General features: G+C 74.1%; 2 protein-coding genes. Both read right to left on the bottom strand.

Going from position 1 to position 1493, the window contains the following annotated elements; genetic code table 11:
- Positions 1-446: DUF1295 domain-containing protein (locus MCM47_RS40595; RefSeq protein ID WP_238951816.1), on the bottom strand; the 446-nt coding region annotated here is incomplete at its 3' end.
- Between the two features lie 171 nt (positions 447-617).
- The coding region (locus MCM47_RS40590) for a cyclopropane-fatty-acyl-phospholipid synthase family protein (RefSeq protein ID WP_238951815.1) at positions 618-1493 on the bottom strand (876 nt) is incomplete at its 5' end.

The following is a 1493-nucleotide window of genomic DNA, read 5'->3' as shown; positions in this document are numbered from 1 at the left end:
CCCGCCGCGGCGAGTGCGCCCGGGGGACGGGGGATGTACTGGGCCGCCTGGACGGGCAGCGAGACGAACCAGACGAGGGCCGCCTGCAGCAGGTAGACGATCCGCAGCGCGTACCGGGTGCGGGCCGCGCCCTCGGGGGCGCGGGCGAGCATTGCGGCGTAGCGCGGATCCTCCGGTGCGCCCCGGGAGCGCCACCAGATGTGTGCGGACAGGCGCAGACCCCAGACCACGACGAGCACGGTCGCGAGCAGTCGCCGCCCGGGGTCGCCGTGGCCGGCCGAGAGAAGGTAGCCACCGAGTGCGACCGCGGTGAACGCCAGGCCCCAGGCCACGTCCACACCGCGGTGACGGCCACGGCGCACCCCGACCGCGAAGGCCACGAGGAAGACGGCCAGGGACGCACCGGCGCTGACGGCCACGTTGAGGGCGAAGGCGTTGCCGTTCACGTCAGACCTCCGTTCCCGGCCCGGCGGACCGGGGATGCGTTCCCGCCACGGCGGGCGACCGCGACGGCACCTCCGCGGCACGGGGCGCTGAGCCGAACCGGGCTTCCGGGGGCTCCGGCGGCGCTCCGTCGAGCACGTCGCCCGGCCCCCCGGCGATCACCGCGGCGGTGCTCATGCCGTCACCTCCTCCCTGGTCAGGAGCAGCTGGTGGACGTCGAGGTAGCCGGTGCGGAAGCCGGCCTCGCAGTAGGCCAGGTAGAACTCCCACGTCCGCCGGAACACCTCGTCGAACCCGAGGCCGCCGAGTTGCGCGGACTGCTCGGCGAACCGCTCGCGCCACAGGCGCAGCGTCTCGGCGTAGTGGGGCCCGAACGCGTCGGTACGGGTGACCCGCAGCCGGGTGTGGCGCGCCGCGGTCTCCCGGATCGCGCGGACGGACGGGATCCGGCCGCCGGGGAAGATGTACTTGAGGATCCAGGTCTGGGTCCGGCTGCCGGCGAGCATCCGGTCGTGCGGCATCGAGATCGATTGCAGGGCGACCCGGCCGCCGGGGGCGAGGACCCGGTCGAGGGTGGCGAAGTAGTCCGGCCAGAACGGCCGGCCGACGGCCTCGATCATCTCCACGCTGACCACGGCGTCGTACACGCCCTCGGCGGCACGGTAGTCGCAGAGCCGGACCTCGGCGCGGTCGTCGAGCCCGGCACGGGCGATCCGGCGGCGGGCGAGGTCGAGCTGTTCCTCGGAGAGGGTGAGGCTGACCACGCGTGCGCCACGGGTGGCGGCACGCATGGCGAGTTCGCCCCAGCCGGTGCCGATCTCCAGCAGCCTGGTCCCGGGACCGACGCGGGCGAGATCGAGCAGGCGGTCGATCTTGCGGTGCTGGGCGGCGGGCAGCGCGTCCCAGCTCGCCTCCGGTGCGCCGCCGGGTGCCGTCGGGAAGATCGCCGATGAGTAGGTCATCGTCGGGTCGAGGAAGAGGGCGAACAGCTCGTTGGACAGGTCGTAGTGGCGGTGGATGTTGCGCCGGGGGGTTGCGGGGGGGGGGGG

The sequence above is a fragment of the Kitasatospora sp. A2-31 genome (genome assembly GCF_022288725.1).
In the GTDB taxonomy this organism is placed as follows: Bacteria; Actinomycetota; Actinomycetes; order Streptomycetales; family Streptomycetaceae; genus Kitasatospora.
The sequence above is the reverse complement of the archived record's forward strand: the minus strand, read 5'-3'. Positions and strand labels throughout refer to the sequence as shown.